The sequence below is a fragment of the Corynebacterium efficiens YS-314 genome, assembly GCF_000011305.1.
Classification (GTDB): Bacteria; Actinomycetota; Actinomycetes; order Mycobacteriales; family Mycobacteriaceae; genus Corynebacterium; species Corynebacterium efficiens.
On the sequence record NC_004369.1, the window covers coordinates 2073350 to 2093001 of the forward strand.

General features: G+C 65.9%; 13 protein-coding genes. 2 read left to right on the forward strand and 11 right to left on the reverse strand.

Features of this window, described 5'->3' with window-relative positions:
* Window positions 1-30: 30 nt before the first annotated feature.
* The 11 genes from glnK to CE_RS09835 all read right to left on the reverse strand — a co-directional run bounded on the left by glnK (window position 31) and on the right by CE_RS09835 (window position 16236).
* Window positions 31-369 (reverse strand): P-II family nitrogen regulator GlnK, encoded by a 339-nt coding sequence (glnK, locus tag CE_RS09780; RefSeq protein ID WP_006767963.1) that lies wholly within the window; start codon window positions 367-369, stop codon window positions 31-33.
* Between the two features lie 83 nt (window positions 370-452).
* Complete coding sequence (locus tag CE_RS09785) at window positions 453-1769, reverse strand: ammonium transporter (protein WP_006767964.1); 1317 nt, start codon at window positions 1767-1769, stop codon at window positions 453-455.
* A gap of 406 nt (window positions 1770-2175) precedes the next feature.
* A complete protein-coding gene (gene ftsY / locus CE_RS09795) occupies window positions 2176-4050 on the reverse strand; it encodes a signal recognition particle-docking protein FtsY (RefSeq protein ID WP_006767966.1) in 1875 nt (624 codons plus the stop codon).
* A 182-nt stretch (window positions 4051-4232) separates the two neighbouring features.
* Window positions 4233-7613, reverse strand: a complete 3381-nt coding sequence (locus CE_RS09800; RefSeq protein ID WP_006767967.1) for a hypothetical protein — start codon at window positions 7611-7613, stop codon at window positions 4233-4235.
* Window positions 7614-7821: 208 nt separating this feature from the next.
* A complete protein-coding gene (smc, locus tag CE_RS09805; RefSeq protein ID WP_011075694.1) occupies window positions 7822-11331 on the reverse strand; it encodes a chromosome segregation protein SMC in 3510 nt (1169 codons plus the stop codon).
* A gap of 14 nt (window positions 11332-11345) precedes the next feature.
* A complete protein-coding gene (locus CE_RS09810) occupies window positions 11346-11645 on the reverse strand; it encodes an acylphosphatase (RefSeq protein ID WP_006767970.1) in 300 nt (99 codons plus the stop codon).
* A complete protein-coding gene (locus CE_RS09815; RefSeq protein ID WP_006767971.1) occupies window positions 11626-13098 on the reverse strand; it encodes an alanine/glycine:cation symporter family protein in 1473 nt (490 codons plus the stop codon). The genes CE_RS09810 and CE_RS09815 overlap by 20 nt, the downstream gene beginning before the upstream one ends.
* Before the next feature lie 27 nt (window positions 13099-13125).
* The gene (gene mutM, locus CE_RS09820; RefSeq protein WP_006767972.1) at window positions 13126-13983 is read right to left on the reverse strand and encodes a bifunctional DNA-formamidopyrimidine glycosylase/DNA-(apurinic or apyrimidinic site) lyase; all 858 of its coding nucleotides are present in this window, start codon (window positions 13981-13983) and stop codon (window positions 13126-13128) included.
* Window positions 13976-14719 (reverse strand): ribonuclease III, encoded by a 744-nt coding sequence (gene rnc, locus CE_RS09825; protein WP_006767973.1) that lies wholly within the window; start codon window positions 14717-14719, stop codon window positions 13976-13978. The genes mutM and rnc overlap by 8 nt, the downstream gene beginning before the upstream one ends.
* The gene (locus CE_RS09830) at window positions 14716-15255 is read right to left on the reverse strand and encodes a YceD family protein (RefSeq protein WP_011075696.1); all 540 of its coding nucleotides are present in this window, start codon (window positions 15253-15255) and stop codon (window positions 14716-14718) included. The genes rnc and CE_RS09830 overlap by 4 nt, the downstream gene beginning before the upstream one ends.
* A 198-nt stretch (window positions 15256-15453) precedes the next feature.
* The gene (locus tag CE_RS09835) at window positions 15454-16236 is read right to left on the reverse strand and encodes a DivIVA domain-containing protein (RefSeq protein ID WP_006767975.1); all 783 of its coding nucleotides are present in this window, start codon (window positions 16234-16236) and stop codon (window positions 15454-15456) included.
* Between the two features lie 179 nt (window positions 16237-16415).
* On the opposite strand from CE_RS09835, the gene CE_RS09840 reads away from it, so the two are divergent.
* Both CE_RS09840 and CE_RS09845 read left to right on the forward strand, forming a co-directional pair.
* On the forward strand, window positions 16416-18062 hold the full coding sequence (locus CE_RS09840; protein ID WP_006767977.1) for an ATP-binding cassette domain-containing protein: 1647 nt from the start codon (window positions 16416-16418) through the stop codon (window positions 18060-18062).
* Complete coding sequence (locus CE_RS09845; RefSeq protein ID WP_011075699.1) at window positions 18059-19585, forward strand: ABC transporter ATP-binding protein; 1527 nt, start codon at window positions 18059-18061, stop codon at window positions 19583-19585. The genes CE_RS09840 and CE_RS09845 overlap by 4 nt, the downstream gene beginning before the upstream one ends.
* Window positions 19586-19652 lie beyond the last annotated feature (67 nt).

Genomic DNA, 19652 nt, shown 5'->3' on the forward strand with positions numbered 1-19652 from the left:
GGGTTCCTCGGTGGCGTGATGGCTGGTGGGTTACAGGGCTTCGTCGCCACGCTCGCCGGTGCGCACGCGGATGAGCTCCTCGACGTGGGTGACCCAGACCTTGCCGTCGCCCATCTTGCCGGTGCGGGCGGTGGTGACGATCGCCTCGACCACCTCATCCAACTGCGCGTCGGAGACCACGACCTCGATCTTGATCTTCGGGACGAAATCAACGGCGTATTCCGCTCCGCGGTAGACCTCGGTGTGTCCCTTCTGCTGGCCGAAGCCCTGGGTCTCGGTGACGGTCATGCCCTGCACGCCCACCTGCTCGAGGGCTTCCTTGACATCGGTCAGGGTGAAAGGCTTGACAATGGCGGTGATGAGTTTCATTTCAGTGCTCCTAGGTGGGTGTGTACCGGCTCATGTGGGACGGTTCACCGACGGTGTGCTTATTGCTGTGTGTGCTATCGAATCTAACGAATCTCGGGCCCTGCGGTGTCGTAGGCGGATTCACCGTGTTCGGCGGTGTCGATCCCGTGCTGCTCCTTGTCCTCGTCGATCCTCCAACCCATGGTCGCCTTGAGGAGGTAGGCGATGACCGCGGTGATCACGGCGGCGAAGATCATGGCCACCACCGCGATGACGATCTGGATGATAAAGAGTCTAAAACCATCCATGCCCCCGCCGGTGAACCAGCCCGCATCTGTGGCCAGCAGGCCCACACCGACGGTGCCCCACAGGCCGGCGACCAGGTGCACGCCGACCACATCGAGGGAGTCATCGAAACCGAAGCGGTATTTCAGCCCCACCCCCAGGCAGGCCAGGATGCCACCGATCACGCCGAGGATGAGCGCGGTCAGCGGGGTGAGGGCCCCTGCGGCCGGGGTGACGGTGACCAGTCCTGCCACCACACCGGAGGCGGCACCGAGGGAGGTGGCATGTCCGTCGCGCAGCCGTTCGGTGGCCAGCCAGCCGAGTATCGCGGCCGCGGTGGCGGCGGTGGTGTTCAGCCAGGCCAGACCGGCCAGTCCATCGGCGGCGAAGGCGGAACCGCCGTTGAATCCGAACCATCCGAACCACAGCAGTGCGGCACCGAGCATGACCAGCGGGAGATTGTGGGGACGTGCCGCCACCATGGGGAAGGTACGGCGGGCACCGATGATCAGTGCCAGCACCAGTGCGGCGGTACCCGCGGAGATGTGCACCACGGTGCCACCGGCGAAGTCGATGGGCGCGATGGTGGCCTCCCCGTCGGTGACACCGAAGAGCCAGGCGGCGAATCCTGTCTCACCGTGGGCGAGCAGTCCCCCACCCCAGACCATGTGCGCCAGGGGGAAGTAGACGAAGGTGGACCACAGGGCGGTGAAGGTGAGCCAGGTGGAGAACTTCACGCGCTCTGCCAGCGCACCCGAGATCAGTGCGGTGGAGATGACCGCGAAGGTGAGCTGGAACCCGATGTCGATGATGTTCGCATATCCGGAGGCCCCCTCGAGGTAGTTTCCCCCGGCGTCAGTGATAGAGTTGCGCAGGCCGAAGAACTCCAGTGGGTTGGCCACGATGCCACCCCAGGACTGGGTGCCATAGGACATCGACCATCCCCACAGCACGTAGATGACGGAGACGACACCGAGGGTGCCGAACGACATCATCATCATGTTGAGGACGGATTTCTGTCGGGACATGCCTCCGTAGAACAGGGCGAGCGCCGGGGTCATGAGCAGGACGAGGGATGCGGATATGAGCATCCAGGCGGCGTGGCCTGATGTGGCCACGATCTGATCAGCGGTCATGCTGGGCAACCTCCTTGGGTTGTGGTGCCGGTGGGTTGTGGTGGAAACCCTGCAGGTGGGGATGCGCCTGTCCATCGCGACGGTGATGCCGCCGGGATGGCCCTGTGCTGGCCAGCAGCTCATCTCCCGCACTAACTATAAGCCTACAGAAACACTTTCGATAGGTCGATAGAATTCTGGGCCGGCACCACCCAGGCCCACCCGCCCGAAAACCAATAGCTCAACAGGTAATTTGTTCGGGATGTAATCTCCGGCACACCGGGGTGATACGGGGTTATCCCCGATCCCTCCCAGAGCCCCTCCCCGACCCCTCCCCCGGACATGGGAAAACCCGGTGGAAGCGCTCTCAGGGGTACACATACTCCTGAGAACAATCCCACCGGGTGTGGTGGCTGTGGCCGGGGGGTTATCCCAGCAGGGCGTCCACGAAACCCTCCACCTCGAAGGGGGCGAGATCATCCGCGCCCTCGCCGAGGCCGACCAGCTTGACCGGCACACCGAGCTCTTCCTGGACCTGGAATACGATGCCACCCTTGGCGGTGCCATCGAGCTTGGTCAGCACCACGCCGGTGATATCAACGACATCGCGGAAGATACGGGCCTGCTGCATGCCGTTCTGGCCGACGGTGGCATCGAGGACCAGCAGCACCTCATCCACCGGTGCCTTCTTCTCCACAACGCGCTTGACCTTGCCCAGCTGGTCCATGAGGCCGGTGGAGGTGTGCAGACGGCCGGCGGTATCGATGAGCACGACATCGGCCTGCTGTTCCACACCCTTGGCCACGGCATCGAAGGCCACGGAGGCCGGATCGGCACCCTCGGCACCACGGACGGTGGTGGCACCGACGCGGCGACCCCAGGTCTCGAGCTGGTCGGCGGCGGCCGCACGGAAGGTATCGGCTGCACCGAGCAGCACCCTGTGTCCCATGGACACCAGGACGCGGGCGAGCTTGCCGGTGGTGGTGGTCTTGCCGGTGCCGTTGACGCCGACGACCAGGACCACCGCGGGCTTGCCCTCGTACGGCATGGCCCGGATGGAGCGGTCGAGGTCGGGGCGGCAGGCGTCGATAAGCGTGGCCCGCAGCATGGCACGCGCCTCGGCCTCGCTGGAGACACCGTGCGTGGCGATCTTGTCGCGCAGTTCCTCAACCACCCGCATGGTCACAGTGGCACCGAGGTCCGCCTTGATCAGCATGGCCTCGATGTCCTCCCACGCGTCCTCATCCAGGTCACCGGCGGTGAGAATACCCAGCACGGACTTGCCGAAGACATTCTGGGAGCGGGCCAGACGGCCACGCAGCTTGCCGATACGTCCGGCCGCCGGTGCGATTTCATCCAGTGGTTCCGGCGCGGGCTCGGGGGCAACCTCCGGGACCGGGGTCTGCTCACGCGCAGCCTCGGCGAACTCGGCGGTGACCTGTGCAGCCTCGGCGGCCTCCACGGCCTCATCCTGCACCAGATTCGACTCCGCCGGGGTCTCCTCCTCCGGCGCAGCGGGCTCCTCCACGACCGGTTCCTCCACCGGCACCTCGGGCGCCTCCGCCAGCGCAGCCGCGGCATCCACGGAGAGCTCCTCGGGGACCGCCTCCGGTTCGGCTGGCGCGGCAGGCTCAACCTCGTGCTTGTCGACGTCGCCCCCGTCCCACTTGACCGACTTTCCGGTGGGGGCAGCCGGGGTGGGTTCCGCGGGTGCTGCAGGTTCGGTCGGCTCAGGTTCGCTCGGCTCAGGTACCGCCACCGGGGTGGTCTCCGCGGCGGGTTCCGTAATGGGTTCTGCGACAGGCTCACCGTGGATCACCGGCTCGGAGGGAACCTCCTCTTCCCTGATCTCTTCAGGTGCCTGCGGAGCTTCCGGAATGTCCACCGGGTCGGTTTCCCGGACAGGCTCCGCCGTGGGGACAGGCTCCGGGAGGATCGGGGTGACACCGGTGGGATCCTTCTCCCGGGCCCGGTCGGTGGACTCCGGTTCCCACAGCTGCTTGTCCCGGGTCTCCGGTTCAGGCTTCGGTGCTGGCTGGGCCTGGGGCTGGTTCAGATTCTGATCATCGCGGAGCACCGGCTCCTTCTGCTCAGCGGGTTTCGCCGGGGCGAAGTTGAACCCGCCCTGCGCCTGGTAGTTACCGGATTTCTCCTGCTGGGTGAGCTGTTTCTTCTCCTCCTCAGCCGGTTTTTCAAAACTAACGGTCTTTGATTCCCCCCGCTTCTTACCCACGATCAACACGATGATGATCGCCAGTATGACGAGGAGTACTAATCCTACAATCCAAAAAGTCGCATCCATGCCCTCTATAGTGACAGGTTTCCTTGTCGCGCACACCGGCAGGCCGGTCTTTTCGGTATTTTTTCACCGCAGTCAGTACCAACAACACCCGGGCGGAACCCCAGCCGGAACACAGAACCTCCCCGTCTGTGGCTTCATCAGCCATGGCCGGGGAGGTTGTGGGGGCGGGGGTTCAGGTGAGGTCAGTCCACCAACCCGGGGTTGGTCACGCCCAGCACCATGGCCTCCGCGGAGATGAGGTCACCTGTGACCAGGTCCGGAACCAGATCGGCGATCCGGCTCCACCCACCGGCGGCGCGGTCGAGGGTACGGGTCTTGCCGATGAGGTCATGGGCGTGCAGACGCGAGGACAGGGCGAACACCAGGGAGACCACCGGGGTCAGCGCCCACATGTTCTCGGCCTTGTTGGTGTCCACACCATCGAGCTTGTCGAAGCGGATGCGCGCCGAGGAGTACAGCTGACGCTGGGTACCGCGCATGGCGCGCAGCAGATCCACCGCCGTCTTCATCAGCCCCTCGGACTGGAGGACCTCATTGAGCTCCTCGCGCTTCTTGAAGGTCTCGAACACCGCCATGAGCCGGGTGTTGTCCGCCATGAGCGGGCCGGGGACGATGTCGGCGTTGCTGAAGAACATCTCCAACAGGGCCGCCTGCTGGGCGGCGTTCATGCTGGCGATCGCGACGGTGGACTGATCCACGCAGGCGGTATCCAGGGTGGAATCACGTCCGGTGGCCAGGGTGGACAGGATATTGCGTCCCGCGACCTCCTCCAACTGGCTCAGGATCGGCAGCAGCGGGGTGCGGTTGCCCAGTTCCTCGGCCTCGCGGAACGCGCCGGGCAGGGCACCCAGCAGCTGGAGGGTGCCGATCCACGCGGTGCGGTGGATCTCGGTGGCCGGGGTGTCGGTGGTGAACGGGGAGGCCGCCAGACCGGAGGAGATCACCTTGCCGGGCAGGGCATGCGCCGGCACCAGCGAGGCGGACAGACCCTTCAGCGCCGCCGCCGGGTGGGCACGCAGCGCGGAGTGCACAACCGGCAGGTGCTCGGTGTTGCCCTGCTCCGACCAGATATGCGAGACATCCCACAGCGCAGGCACCACAGCCTCGGAGACCGGTGGCTCCTCCACCGCCCCACCGAAGAAGGCGGAGAGCTGTGCGAAGTCCTCGGACTGGCTGGCGTAGTAGCCCTCCTGATCCACGGTCACCGCGGTGGAACCGGGGGACAGTGGGGTCAGCAGGGTGGTGAACGGATCTGCGGTGTGCAGCTGGACCAGCAGGGGGCCGGCCCCCACCAGACCCTCCGGCAGGGCGACGCGTTCACCGGTCACCGGGATCTCCACCGCACGGACCCAGGGGGCGGTGGTCGGCCAGATCCAGGCACCGAGCTTGCGTCCGGCCGCCAGGTCCTCGAAGACCAGGTCGGTGCCGTCGATGGTGATCCCGGTGCAGTGCTCCACCTTGTCCAGGACGGCGATGGTCACGCTGAGTCGACGGTCGGCGCGCAGTTCCGTCCATTCGAATTCGATGGAACCACGTGGCACCACCAGTGTGCTGGCCGCGATCTCCTTCATCGGGGCGACCAGGGTGCGTCCGTTGTCCGGGGTGGTCATCCGGATGGTGCGCAGGGGGGAACCGTGGTGGTTGCGCACACTGATGCGGGGATCACCGACCTGGACCCCGGTGCGGATGCGCAGCTCACCGGAACCGTCCAGATCCCGGGGACGGCACACCGTGCGGGTGACACGCCACATCGGTGGTTCGGTGGTCACCGGCAGCTCGATGGCGATCTGCGGTGGGACGAACCGCAGCGGCATCTGGTCACCCTCGTCGGTGGTGACCACAAAACCGGCATTCGGGTCGGTTGCGCCGACGTCCACCAGCCGGGGCTCCGCTGTGAAGTGCTTCTCACCGGAGCGCACCCGCAGGGTGGCCTCGGACAGACCCGCGGTGGTGGGGATGCGGAAGGAACTCTCCGCACCAACCATCTCCAGCTCGGTGTTCATGCCCTCGACGATGGCGTACTCGTGACGGAAGGACTCATTGCGTGGCCCACGCAGGCGGACCAGGTACTCCCCCACCCAGGGGGCGTCATAGGCCTCCGGGTCAAAGATGTAGAACACGCCACCCTCAGCCGGGACCTCCAGCGGTTCGGGGTCCGCGATCTCATCACCGGCGCTGCCCACGCCGGCATAGGCGGAGATGGACAGCATCCAGGTCTCATCCCGCCCGCTCAGCGTCGGTGGGAATTCCGCGATGAGCGATTCAGCGTGCACAGCCAACCCGGTGGTGGAGCGCACATGCGGAACCAGCGCCTGGTGTGGGTGGTGGAAGGCCACGCGACGACGCGGATCGATACAGCGGATCTCCTTGTTCACCTTCAGTGAGGCCAGTCCGCGGGCATCCACACGCGAACACGTCCAGGAAGTCCACCCCTCCACCTCGAAGGAGTCGAGCACCGGGATCGCTTCCCCGGTGACCACATCCTCCAGAGTGGATTCGGTCGGTGCGAGCACATAGATCTCCTGGTGGTGCAGCGAGAACTTGTCGGTGAGGTTCTCCCCACGGGCGGAGAACACCAGCACCGGATCGTTGAAGTCAACCACCGGCACCACCCAGGTGATCTGGTTGGTGGTGTCGGTGACGGTGGTTTCCCGGACCTGACGCTCCAGCGTGACATCCAGGGCCTCAGAGTACCCGGAGGTGTCCCCCCAGGCACGGCCGGTGCTGTAGATACGGGTCGTGCCCTCCAGGCTGACCCGCCAGGTGACCTCACCGTCATTGACACGCTGCTCCGGTAGACGCAGGCAGACCTTCCGCCGCTCGGCATCAAGGACCAGGCGGGGACGCAGCTCACGCAGGGCAACACCCACGGAGTTCTCCCGGTCCTGGGTGCCCACGGGGCGTTCACGCAGTTCCGCCACGAAGAGTTCATCCACCATGGCGGGCAGGGTGACCTCCCGCTCGCGGTCGGGCCAGGACGTCGGATGGGTCTGGGCGAAATCGCACAGGTCCCGCACCCCGCCGAGCAGGGCATCCGCCCACTGTGGGGCGAGCCGGCGGACGGTGTCGAACATGGCGGGGAACTCCTCCGAACCGGTTTCCACCGCGGTGAGCACCGCCGCCACCTCCCTGCCGGTGACACCACAGTGCGGGGAGAGGATCTCAATTGGGTCGGCCTCCCCGGCGGGGACGGACAGACCGACCTTCACCAGCAGCCGCTCCACCTCATTGGCCAGCACCGCCCCGTGGTCGGGTTCCAGGCCGAGACCACCGAAGTACTCGGTGAAGAAGTCCTGCGGGTCCACCACGCGCGCGGCACGGGAGACCAGGCTCGCGACGGTGAGACCGGGGGTCATGTCCAGCAGTTCGGTGATATCTGCGCCTGCAGCGAGCTGGCGGGACAGGAAGGTGCCGTAGAAGCGGTCGATGCGCTCCAGTTCGTCACTGCGCAGCTGGGCCTGGGCGAAGTACTCCATCCCGGCCAGTCGCTGGGTAAGTTCCAGCTCGGTCTGGGATGCCCATCCGAGTAAAGAATCATTGAAATCGGCGATGCCACCAGGCATGTATACACTCTCCCCGCGTGAACGCGTTCCACATTGAAACCGGCATGACAGCTGTTAGGCGTCATTGAAATGCCCTCTCACCCTACCCCACCTCCGGCGTCCCGCCCGCGCCGGGAATGCCTTTCCAGCCGGTCACACACCCGGTGCAGTAACCAAGCCCACAATCATGATTGGGCAGGTCGGGGGATACATCCCTGCCCCACAGGTGCTACCCGGGTACGGCGGCAACGGGGTCCGGGCCGGTGGCCACCTCCGTGGTGTGGGGTGGGGTGGTCTCCGCGCGTTCCATGCGCTGACTGATCACCCGGGTCACACCGTCGCCACGCATGGTCACGCCGTAGAGGACATTGGCCACATCCATGGTGGGTTTCTGGTGGGTGATCACAATGAGTTGTGAATCATGGCGCAGTTCCTCGAACAGGGCGATCAGTCGCCGCAGGTTCACATCATCGAGTGCGGCCTCCACCTCGTCCATGACATAGAACGGGCTGGGGCGGGCACGGAAGATGGCCACGAGCATGGCCAGGGCGGTCAGGGACTTCTCACCACCGGAGAGCAGCGACAGCCGTTTGACCTTCTTCCCCGGTGGCCGGGCCTCCACCTCGATGCCGGTGGTCAGCAGATCATCGGGGTCGGTGAGCAGCAGTCGGCCCTCACCACCCGGGAAGAGGGTGGCGAACACCTTCGGGAATTCGCGTTCGACATCGTGCCAGGCATCGGTGAACAACTGGAGGATCCTGGCGTCCACCTCCTCGATGACCCCTCGCAGGTCGGCCCGGGCCTGTTCCACGTCACGCACCTGGGTGGCCAGGAACTCATAACGTTCCTCCAGTGCCTTGAACTCCTCCAGCGCCAGGGGATTGACCTTGCCCAGGGATGCGAGGTCCTTCTCCGCCTGTTTCAGTCGTGCCCGCTGGGCGTTTTCATCAAAGTGCTCATCGGGGGTGTAGTCCCGCAGCAGCTCCGCCACCGGCACACCCAGTTGTTCGGTGATCTTGGCAACGGCCTCCTCCATGCGCACCTGGGCCTGGGAGCGGGCCAGTTCCAGGGCATGGGCGTTGTCATGCAGGCGGTCCAGCTGGTGCCGCGCGGCGCTTACTGCATCACGGGCCCGGGCCAGCTGCGCGGTCACCGCCGCCTTCTCCTGGTTGCAGGCATCCCGGTCCTCCGTGGCCCGGGCCAGGGCCACGGAGACACGTTCAGCGACATCGCGGGCACCGCGCTGGACGGTGGTCGCCAGGTCGATGCGTCGTCGGTGTTGGGCCACGGCCTGCTCATGTCGCATCTTCGCCTGGCGTTCCTGCTGGGCCTGCCGACGCAGACCATCCCCTCTGCCCCGGACCTGCCCGGCACGTTCCTCCGCGGTGCGCAGGGCCAGGCGTGCCTCCATCTCCATGGCTCTGACCTGGGCCAGTGCTGTGCTGGCCGCATCGCGGTCCCGGGTGGAGGGTTCTGTCGTGTCGGTGTCATCCTCGATGCGGGCCAGCCGGTCGACGATCTCCTCCAACTCCGCGCGCAGCTGGTCCCGGCGGTGCTCCGCGTCGGTGAGTCTGCCCGCGTGGCGGTCACGCTCGTCCCCGGCCGCCCGGTGCTGCCGGTCCAGGCGGTCGAGGTCACGGGTGATGGTCTCCAGCGCCATGTCGGATTCCCGGAGGGCGGCGGCCCGCGCGGCAGCCTCGATGCGGGTGTCCTCCGCGGCGACCCGCGCCCCCTCGACGGTGCCGGCGAGATCACCCAGGGCACGGGACACCTCAGCCAGCTGCCGGCGGGCGTCATCGATCTGGGCGGTGATCTCCACCGTCGAGGTGCCGGTGCCGAGCTGGATCCACCCGGAGCCGGCGATCACGCCCTCCCGGGTCACCGCACGCAGGCGTGGATCATCCTGGATGACGGTGTGGGCGGTGGGTAGGTCGTCGACAAGCACCACGTCGGCGAGCAGACGGGTGACCGGGCCGGTGACGGTGGCGTCCAGGGACACATGGTCGAGCAGCCAGGTGGCCCCGGCCGGCAGGACCGCGTCGAGACGCCACGCACCCTGTTCATCGGTGGCGGCGACAAGAACGGTGCGGGACACGCGTGCGTCGAGAAGCTTGTCGACGACCTCCCCGGTCACCACACCGGCGAGCGCCTCGGCGTGCGCCCCGAGCGAGGCAGCCAGAGCCTTGTCGACGCCATCCTGTGGACGCACAAGCTGGGCCAGAAGCGGATAATCAAGCACCTGCTCCGCTGATGAGCGGGGGCGGTTGTGATCGAGGGTGTCGATGCGTGACTCCAGGCGGGACACCTCCCGCTCCAGCTCACCACGCCGGCCGCGCAGTTCCTCGAGACGGGCCTCGGCCATGTCGGCCTCCGTGCGGGCCCGGGTGTGCGCGGTGTCCAGCGGATCACGCCCGGCGAGGATTTCCGCGTGTCGCTGCTCCGCGCGTCGGCGTTCCCCCTCCACCTCGAGGACACGCCCGGCAAGCTCCGCGAGCTGCTCACCGAGACGCTCCACCTCATCATCGGCGGCCTGCAGCCGGGTGCGCAGGGACTCCTCGGCGGCCAGCAGACGGACAACACCTTCCCGACGGTCGGCGATCGCACGGACCTGGGCGAGGTGTTCACGCTCGGCCTCCCGGGCCGCCTCCGCCCGGTCCTCAACCTCCTGGCGGATGGAGTCCAGCCGCTCGGCGGCCATCTCCACCTGCATCTCCAATTCCTCCAGATCCTGGTCTGCCTGTTCCGCTCGGCGCAGCAGGTCATCGGGGTCAGGGCCGGTGTAGGCGGTGTCCAACACCCCGGAATTGGCCCGGTCCGCAGCGATACGCATGGTCGCCGAGACCCGCTCCGCCAGGGAGGACAGGTCGAACCACAGCTGCTGGGCCTGTTCCGCCCGCGGGGTGATCCCGGCGAGCTGCAGCTCCAGCTCCGCCTGGGTGCCGGCGGCCTCCTCGAGTGCCTCCCGGGCGGTCTCCACCTGGTCGCGGATCATCTTCTCGCGGTCGGTGGAGGTCTCGAGTTTCTCCGAGAGCCTGACGATCTCAAACCCGGCAATCTGGAACCGCGCATCACGCAGATCCGCCTGGACGGTGGCTGCCCGGCGCGCGGCCTCAGCCTGACGTGCCAGGGGTTTGAGCTGTCTGCGCAGCTCCTCCGTGAGATCCATGAGACGGTCGAGGTTGACCTGCATGCCCTGGAGTTTGCGCTGGGCCTTCTCCTTGCGGCGCCGGTGCTTGAGCACACCGGCGGCCTCCTCGATATAGGCCCGTCGTTCCTCCGGGCGGGATTCCAGGATCTCGGCCAGTTTCCCCTGCCCGACCATGATGTGCATCTCCCGGCCGATACCGGAATCCGACAACAGTTCCTGGATGTCCATGAGCCGGGCACGGGCACCGTTGATCTCATATTCACTGGCACCGTCCCGGAACATCCGCCGGGTGACGGAAACCTCGGTGTAATCGATGGGCAGGGCACCATCGGAATTGTCGATGGTGAGGGTGACCTCTGCGCGACCCAGCGGTTTCCGGTCACCCGCACCGGCGAAGATGACATCCTCCATCTTGCCGCCGCGCAGGGTCTTGGCCGACCCCTCCCCCATGACCCAGGCCAGGGCATCCACGACATTGGACTTGCCGGAACCGTTCGGACCCACCACGGCGCAGATACCGGGTTCGAATTTCAGGGTCGTCGCGGAGGCGAAGGACTTGAACCCCTTGAGCGTCAACGATTTCAGATACATATCGGCTTCAGAGTCTAGCGTTCGGTGAAGCCCTCCACCCCCCGCGGCTCGCTCCACTGTTCGATTACGGTGCTCACTGTCCCCACCCGCCGATGGCGGCTGGGCTGTTCCCCGAGTCGGGTCAGCAGCTCCCGGCAGCGGTCCTCCGGCCCCTCCGCGACAACACACACCCGGCCGTCATCGAGGTTGGTGGCGGATCCTGCGAGGCCCAGTTCCAGGGCCTGGGATCTGGTCCACCACCGGAACCCCACTCCCTGGACATGGCCGTGGACAAAGGCGGTGAGACGGATGTGATCAGTTGGCTGCATGCTCATCGGTGGTCTTCCTGACGGTCAGCGGATCGGACCCATCCCAGCATTCCATACCATCCCAGCCACGCAGGCCCCTGATCTCCTCATCGTCGCGGCTGAACACGGGATCCAGGCCGGCCCGGCGCTGGCGACCGTAGTTGCGCAGCACTGCCAGGGCCACACCCGTCAGCGGCACCACCGCGATGAGGTTGGTGATGGCCATGAGACCGGAGAACACATCGGCCAGTGCCCAGACCAGCGGTACCGAACCGATGGCCCCACCCAGGACACAGAGGGTCACCAGGACACGGAAGGCCTGCAGGTAGGAGCGGTTGTTGGTGAGGAATTCGATATTGGACTCGCCGTAGTAGTAGTTACCGATGACCGAGGAGAAGGCCAGGAAGATGATCACCACGGTGAGGAAGTGGATGCCCCACTCACCCACCGAGTTGGCCAGGGCATTCTGGGTCAGTTCCATACCCCCCTCGGAGGCATACAGATCAGGTTCTGCCAGCAGGATGATGAAGGCGGTGATGCTACAGACCACCAGGGTATCGAAATACACACCCAGGGACTGGATCAGGCCCTGCTTGGCGGGGTGGGACACAGAAGCCGTGGCAGCGGCGTTGGGGACAGAGCCCATACCCGCTTCATTGGAGAACAGGCCACGACGGACACCCTGCATGATCACCGCACCGAGGGTGGCACCGGCGAATTCACGCAGGCCGAAGGCGTGGGACACAATTGAGGTAACCATCGCCGGCACCTCGGCAATGTTGATGATCACCACGATGAGGCCGATGACGATGTAGGAAACCGCCATGACCGGGACAATGACCTGGGTGACACTGGCGATGCGCTGCACACCACCGAAGACGACCACCGCAGTGAGAACGGCGAGAATCACACCGACGATCCACTTGCCCGCCATACCGTCAGCGTTGAAGGAGTTTGTTACAGCTGCGGAGATGGAGTTGGCCTGCACGGCGTTGAACACGAAACCGTAGGTCACAGAGATCAACACGGCGAAAATGGCAGCCAGCCACTTCCAGTTGAGGGCCTTGGTCATATAGTAGGCGGGGCCACCACGGTAGGAATCCTTATCCCGAACCTTGTACACCTGCGCGAGAGTTGATTCGACGAAGCTGGTGGCACCGCCGATGATGGCAATCGTCCACATCCAGAACACAGCACCCGGACCACCGACGGCCACGGCGATGGCCACGCCGGCGACGTTACCGGTGCCCACCCTCGAGGCCGCTGAGATGGTGAAGGCCTTGAAGGCCGAGATACCTTTCTGCCCCTCTGAGATATCCGAGGGCTTTTCGACGATGGCCCTGAACATGTCCGGGATGTATCTGATCTGCACCAGGAATGTGGTGATGCAGAACCAGATACCCGATCCGATCAGGACGACAATGACCAGCAGCCAGAGTTTATCGTTAACTGCGGCAACAGCGTTGAGTATGGATTCCATACGGGAAACCTACCGCATGAAAGTGAGTCAGCGCACTTTCTGACAACGATTGCAGAAGTGGCTGCCCCGGTTCATGAAGGTCTCCCGGGCGATCGGGGTCCCACACCGCGCACACGGTTTACCCGCCTGCCCATAGGCATTGAGCGAGAGTGAGAAGTACCCGGACGCGCCATTCACATTGACGTAGAGCGCATCGAAGCTGGTCCCGCCCTGGTCCAGGGCGCGGGTCATGACCTCACGCCCGGCCTCCAGCAGCGCCACCAGACGGGTGAGGGAGATCCTGCTGGCCTTCTGCCGGGGGTGGATACCCGCCTCCCACAACATCTCATCGGCGTAGATGTTGCCGATGCCGGAGACGATCTCCTGATTGAGCAGGAGACGTTTGATCTCGGTGTTCTTCGTCTTGAGCACCGCGGCGAGCGCCGGGATGTCAAGGGCGTCATCGAGGAGATCACGGGCGATGTGAGAGACACGTCCGGGGACCCCGTCGACAAGCTCCCCCAGCCACCAGTACCCGAAGGTGCGCTGGTCGACGAACCAGACCTCGTTGCCGTCGTCAAGCTCCGCCCGTGCCCGCAGATGCGGGTTGAGGGTTGCGTCGGGGGACTTGACCAGCATCTGCCCACTCATACCCAGATGGACGAGCAGCCCCAGACCGGAGGGTGCCTGCTGCGCAACATCATCGAGTTCCAGCCACAGGAATTTCCCGCGCCGGTTGGTGGCACCGACCCTCAGGCCGGTGAGATTGGCCTCGATCTCGGCGCCCCCGCCGGCCTGGTTGCGGGCTGTACGCGGATGCACCACCGCGGCGGAGACGATGGTGCGTCCCACCATGTGCTCCTCCAGACCGCGGCGGACCACCTCAACTTCCGGTAGTTCAGGCACGCTTCTCCCTGAGTTTCAGGAAGGCCTGGCGGGCTGCCTCCTGTTCGGCGAGTTTCTTGTTCGGGCCTTCACCCCTACCCATCTCCACATCCCCGAGATACACCACGGCGGTGAACAACAGGTCATGATCCGGCCCCACGGAGGTGGTCTGGTACTCGACCATCGGCTTTTTACGCTGGGCGAGTTCCTCCTGCAGGGTGGTCTTCCAGTCCTGATGGATCCCCTTGGCCGAGGCGTGGTTGATCTTGTGGTGGAACAAGGTGAGCACGACATCCCGTGCCACCTCATAACCGTGCTGGCGGAAGATCGCGCCCAGCAATGCCTCCGTGGTGTCGGCGAGGATGGAATCCTTGCTGCGGCCCTCGGTGAGCAACTCCCCCTTGCCCAGGAGAATGAACTCACCCAGGTTGATCTCCCGGGCGATATCGGCCAGACCGTACCGGCTGACGATGGATGCCCTCATCTTGGAGATGTCGGATTCCGGGCTGCTGGGATAGAGCTCGTACAAGCGGTTGGCCACAGCCAGGCCCAACACGGCATCACCGAGGAACTCCAGTCGCTCATTGTTCGGCAGCATCCCGTTCTCATTGGCGAAGGAACGGTGGGTCAGCGCCAGGACCAGCAGGTCCCGGTCGATGTCCACCCCGAGGCGTTCCAGGAGATCAGCATGGTTCACGGCATCGAATGCCTCAGCGAGGGCATCCACCCCGGTGACCCGGGTCTTCTTCCTGCTCACAGGAACTTCTCCAGTCCCGCCCATCGCGGGTCGACGCGACCTTCACCGTCATCGTCCTCATCGTCGACGGTGCCGTCCGGTGCGGGGACCTCACTGTCATCACAGGAGTCGAAACCGAGTTCCGTGCACAGCGGGTTGAACGGCAGGTTCAGGCCGGCTGCGTCGATGACGGACTGCAACAGATCCACCGCGTCCTGATGGACCTGGGGCAGTTCATCCTCATCGTCCCCGGCCTCACCGGTGATGAAATCATCATCGACGGCGAACACCTCGGACACGTTCAGGGTGGTCTGGGAGGACAGCTCGCGCAGGCAGCGTGAACACTGTCCCTGCAGCTGAGCCTGGATGGTTGCCTGGACGGAAATACCCCCGCCGAGCGGAATGAGGTGGGCGTCGATGTCGACGTGGCCACCCTCGGGAATGGCGATCATCTCAGGACCGATGCGGGTCGGGCTGGGCCCTGACTGCTGGACATTTTCCGGGAGACCGCTACCGCGCAGCAGTGCTGCGACATCAAATACAAATGGAGATTTCATGACCTACCAGATCCTACCCGCATCCCGCCCCACCTGTTGCATCCCGGTGCGGTGAACATGGGGACATAAGCCCTGTGGGCACCGACTGAACCGGTGGGAGACACGATGCGCTCGTTGTGTGAATGGGTGACGCTGGCGCCCGCGGCATCAGCACCGGAGACACCGGAAGGCGCCGATACCAGCCGATACCAGCCGGTATCAGTAGTCGCGGTCGTAACCGCGTGGCTCGCGTTCGATGTCCCGGTCATAGTCCCGGTCATAATCGAGGCCCACCGGTTCCCTGGAATCACGGCCGGTGACACCGGCACCACGACGCAGCGCGGTGCGGTCGGAGGAGACACTGCGCAGGGTGGTCGACAGCATCGTCTCGAACTCCGCGAGTTTGGAGTCCACGAACTCATCACACTCATTGCGCAGCTTGTTGGAATCAGCATGGGCGGCATCGACGATGCGGTGCGCCTCCTCATTGGCGCGACGGACCACCTCGGCCTCATTGACCAGACGTTCCTGCTCGGCCTGGCCCTCCGCCACGGCGCGACGGTAGGAGTCATTGCCCGAGGCGATGAGACGATCCGCCTCAGCCTGGGCGCGCTCGGTGAGGCTGTCGGCCTCCCGGCGGGCATCGGTGACGGTGCGGTCGGCGGTGTCATTGGCGTTGGCCACCACGGTGTTGGCGTGGTTGGTGGCATCCTCGATCATGGCGTCGGCCTCCCGGGTCGCACGCTCCAGGATGTCCCGGGCCTCGATCTCGGCATCCTCGACGAGCACCCGCGCCCGCTCCTCCGCCTCCCGAAGCACGTCATCACGATGATCGAGCACATCCTGGGCATCATCGAGTTCGGCGGGCAGGGCATCACGCAGGTCATCCAGCAGCGCGAGCATCTCCTGACGGGGAACCACACAGTTGGAGGTCATGGGAACGCCATAGGCACGCTCGACGTTGTGAACCAGTGCATCAAGTGACTCGAAGACTTTGTACATGCCCCTAAGCGTACCCAGATTCACAGGCGGGATAGGGCAACCACACGAAACTGTGGCTGGGAATACGAGTGGGAATGCAGAGGTGTTTTCTGGATGTCCGCTGTCAGCTGGGTGGTGTCCACCCCACCGGCTAATGTGAACTGCTGATGGCGGTGTTTTCGTGAAAGGAAGTACACATCGTGCGTTCGCTTCTTCAGGATGTCCCCCGGGTCGGCTGGTTGATCACCCTGTTGATCACCGTTCGTACCGCGGTGATGGCGGTGCTGATCCTGGGCCTGGCGGACCTGATCAACACCCAGCTGGGTGGCACAACCGGTGCTGCCACACCAGCCCTGGTGGCGACCATCCTGGCGGCGGTGGTGGCCGGTGTCCTGCTGGTGGTCGAGAATATCCTCCCGGGGCGGTTGCGGGCCCGTCAGGAGGCCCGGTGGCGTGAGCAGCTCTCGCGCACCAGCCTGTCGCTCGGGCCGGATACACCGCGCGATGACGCCCAGGTGATCACCGAGGCCACGGATGCCACGGAGAAGGCATCAACCTACACCATCCTCTTCCTCGGGCCCTACCTCGCCGCGATGATCGCACCGGTGGTGGTGCTCATCATCCTCGGTGCGGCGGTGTCCTGGCCGATCGCGGGTCTCCTGCTCGTGGGCATGCTGGTGATCCCGGTGATCCTGGGCTGGGCATCCCGTTCCCTCAAGGGCGCCGGTGCCGGGTACGGACGTGCCTCCGGACAGCTGGCCGGGGTGTTCCTGGAATCGGTGCGCACCCTGGGCACCACCATGATCCTCAATGCCACCGGTTCCCGGCGCGCCCGGATCCGTGGCATGGCGGAGAAGATGCGCACCGAGGTGATGAGGCTGCTCTACCGCAACCAGCTGATGATCCTGGTCACCGATGGTGCCTTCGGCCTGGCCACCACGACGGTGGCGGCGGTCGCGGCGCTGATCGGCTTCACCCGTGGGGAGCTGGGGGTGGGTGAGGCGGTGGCGGTGGTGCTGCTGGCCCGCCTGCTCATAGACCCGGTCAACCGCATGGGCCGGACCTTCTACACCGGTATCGCCGGCAAGGCCTCGCTGGGCACCATCCGCCGTGCCCTGGGCGGCCGGGGCGATGCCCCGGATCCCGGGGAGCTGCCGGAGGGTCGGTTGGGTGCGGGGGCGGTGGACGTCGACAAGCTCACGGTCGCCCGTGGGGCACGCACGGTGGTCACCGACGTCTCCTTCCGCCTGCCCCACGGGGCGCACCTGGCCATCGTCGGACCCAGTGGTGCCGGCAAGTCCACCCTGGCGCTCGCCCTGGCGGGTCTGCAGGGGTTCACCGGTTCGGTGCGCATCGGCGGTGAGGACTGTACGGCGCCGGATCTGCGGCGGTCGGTGGCGTATGTGCCGCAGTCGGCGACGCTGTTCTCGGGAACGCTGGCCGATAATCTCGATCTGGCCGGCCGGGGTGTGGACAGCTCCACCACCGCGGACATCCTGGAACGGGCGAGGTTGCCCCTGGATCTGCGTATCGGGGAGACCGGGCGTGGTGTCTCCGGGGGTCAGGCCGCCCGCATCTCCGCGGCCCGCGGCCTGGTCAAGGGTGCCGGGGTGATCGTGCTGGATGAGGCGACCGCCAACCTGGACACCGACAACGCGACCCTGTTGCGTGAGACGGCACGTGCCACCGGCGCCACACTCATCGAGATCACACACCGGCCCGCTGAGGCCCTGGATGCGGACCTGGTGCTGGTCCTCGCCGATGGTCGTATCCAGGCCTTCGGTCCCCCGGGGGAGATCGCCACCCACGGCGGATTCTTCACCCGTGTTCTTCAGGAGGAACAGTGATCAACCGTCTGCTGCGTACCGCCGCCCCCGTGCGGGGCACACTCATCGCCTCCACCCTGCTGCGTCTGCTCAGCCAGCTCACGGCCGCGGGGCTCATCATCGTCCCCGCCTGGGTGTTCACCACCGGCCCGGACCTGTCCCCCTGGATGCTCGGGGTGGTCATGGCGCTGCTCGCGCTGACCGCGGCGATCAGCCGGTGGGGTGAGCAGGTGTGTGGCCACCGCGCCGCGTTCACCCTGCTCGCCCGGATGCGCGTGGAGCTTTACGACGCCCTCGTCCGCCAGGGCACACCCCGTGTCCGGGCCGGCAGCGGTGCGGTGCTCGCCGTGGCCACACGTGACATCAACTCCATCGAGGTGTTCTTCGCCCACACCATCGCCCCCACCGTCACGGCGGTGCTGCTCAGTCTCACCGCGGGTGCTGCCCTGTTCGTCCTCGACCCGGTCGCCGGGATCATAGGTGTAGCGGGCATCATCCTCGGGTGGCTGATCCCGCTGTTCGGCCACGCCACCGCCGGTCCGGGAGAGGCCGGGATCCGCAGCCTGATCTCCCAGCATCTGGCGGAGGATGCCGCAGGGCGCCTGGAGCTCCAGTCCCACCACGCCGAAGCCAACCGTCTGCGGCAGCTGGCGGGTCTCGAGGACCGGCTGAACCGCGCGGTGACCGCCCAGGGCCTGCGTGTCGGATTCCGTCAGGGCCTGGCACTGGCCTGGCCGTGGATCGCGGCGGCCCTCATCATCTGGGCCACCTCTGACGTGGTGGCAGCTGTCATCGTGCTGGGTGTGGCACCCGCCCTCGATGCGGTCGAGGGCTTCGCCCGTACCCTGCCCACCGCCCTGGAGAGCGCACGACGCTACTACCAGCTCATCGACGCGCCCGTGACCATCCCGGAAACCACCGAGCCAGCCCGCCTGCCCGACGGCCCCCTGGATATCCGCTGGGAGGATGTCACCATCGGCCAGGGGCGCCCGATCCTGAGCGGGGTGTCCATCACCGTCGATGCCGGTGAGCACATCGGTCTGGTCGGCCCCAGCGGTAAGGGGAAATCCACCCTGGCCAGCACACTGGTGCGCCTCCAGGATGTGCAGGCCGGCCGGGTCACCCTCGGCGGCGTGGATGTCCGCGAGATCCCCCTCGGGGAACTGCGCGACTCCGTCGCCTTCGTCGAACAGACCTCCACCCTCTTCCGGGGTTCCGTCCTGGACAACCTCCGGGTGGGTAACCCGGATCTCAGCGAGGAGGAGGCCATGGCGGCGATGCGGGCGGCCTCCATCGGCGACATTGACCTGGGCACCAGCGCCCTCGCCCTGTCCGGCGGGCAGAAACAGCGTGTCTGCCTCGCCCGCGCACTCGCACGTCGACCACGGGTGCTGGTGTTGGATGAGGCGACCAGCCACCAGGATGCCCTCAACCAGGCGGAGTTGTCCCGCACCCTGTCCGGCCTGCGGGACACCACCGTGATCATCATCGCCCACCGCCGGGCGGCGCTGTCCGGGGTGGACCGGGTGGTTGAACTGGCCTGAACCGGCCTGTATGAACCCCGCAGGAACGTGCAAACCGCCTGCCCCCGGGGATGATCTTCCTGTGATC

What these genes read in the sequence shown, in the direction of transcription:
- glnK (WP_006767963.1), bottom strand. Translation starts at nt 369, where the DNA reads ATGAAACTCATCACCGCCATTGTCAAGCCTTTCACCCTGACCGATGTC.
- CE_RS09785 (WP_006767964.1), bottom strand. Translation starts at nt 1,769, where the DNA reads ATGACCGCTGATCAGATCGTGGCCACATCAGGCCACGCCGCCTGGATG.
- ftsY (WP_006767966.1), bottom strand. Translation starts at nt 4,050, where the DNA reads ATGGATGCGACTTTTTGGATTGTAGGATTAGTACTCCTCGTCATACTG.
- CE_RS09800 (WP_006767967.1), bottom strand. Translation starts at nt 7,613, where the DNA reads ATGCCTGGTGGCATCGCCGATTTCAATGATTCTTTACTCGGATGGGCA.
- smc (WP_011075694.1), bottom strand. Translation starts at nt 11,331, where the DNA reads ATGTATCTGAAATCGTTGACGCTCAAGGGGTTCAAGTCCTTCGCCTCC.
- CE_RS09810 (WP_006767970.1), bottom strand. Translation starts at nt 11,645, where the DNA reads ATGAGCATGCAGCCAACTGATCACATCCGTCTCACCGCCTTTGTCCAC.
- CE_RS09815 (WP_006767971.1), bottom strand. Translation starts at nt 13,098, where the DNA reads ATGGAATCCATACTCAACGCTGTTGCCGCAGTTAACGATAAACTCTGG.
- CE_RS09830 (WP_011075696.1), bottom strand. Translation starts at nt 15,255, where the DNA reads ATGAAATCTCCATTTGTATTTGATGTCGCAGCACTGCTGCGCGGTAGC.
- CE_RS09835 (WP_006767975.1), bottom strand. Translation starts at nt 16,236, where the DNA reads ATGTACAAAGTCTTCGAGTCACTTGATGCACTGGTTCACAACGTCGAG.